The sequence below is a fragment of the Haloarchaeobius marinus genome (assembly GCF_051207415.1).
Taxonomy (GTDB): Archaea; Halobacteriota; Halobacteria; order Halobacteriales; family Natrialbaceae; genus Haloarchaeobius.
On the sequence record NZ_JBPKGD010000018.1, the window covers coordinates 1 to 506 of the forward strand.

Consider the following 506-nt stretch of genomic DNA (forward strand, 5'->3'; position numbering starts at 1 on the left):
GACGATGCGGCAGGGTGGTGAGATCTTGTTGTAGGCGCGGCGGAAGGCTTCTTTGACCTCGTCGGCCTGGTCGACGTCGCAGTAGGCGGTGAACAGGCGTTCGCCGGCCTGGACGCGGGCGGCGGTGCCGACGATCTTGCCGAAGGCCTGGCGCATGCCGTCGGAGACGCGGTCGGCGCCGGCGCCGGTGGCCTGTTTGTTCTCCCGGATGACGTGGTGGGGGAACTTCCGGAGGATCATCGAGTAGTTGCCTTCGCCGAGGGTCTTGATGAGGTGGCGGTTGGCCGACAGTCGGGAGGCCTCCAGCGAGCCGTGGCGGAGCTGGCACTCCTCTTCGAGGACGAGCGAGATCTGGACGGGCCAGTCCTCAGGGTCCGAACTGGTGTCGCCCATCTTGTGCTGTGCGATCTTCGAACCGGGGATGCCGGTGATGTACTCACGTCGCGTGTACGCGGGTTTGGAGATCTCCCGGTACATCGACGCCGGTTTGTCGGACATGGGTATTA

1 protein-coding gene is annotated in these 506 nt (G+C 65.0%); it reads right to left on the reverse strand.

Features of this window, described 5'->3' with window-relative positions; translation table 11 throughout:
• Positions 1 to 498: 50S ribosomal protein L16 (locus ACSC1W_RS20905; RefSeq protein ID WP_435349777.1), on the reverse strand; the 498-nt coding region annotated here is incomplete at its 3' end.
• Positions 499 to 506: the final 8 nt, after the last annotated feature.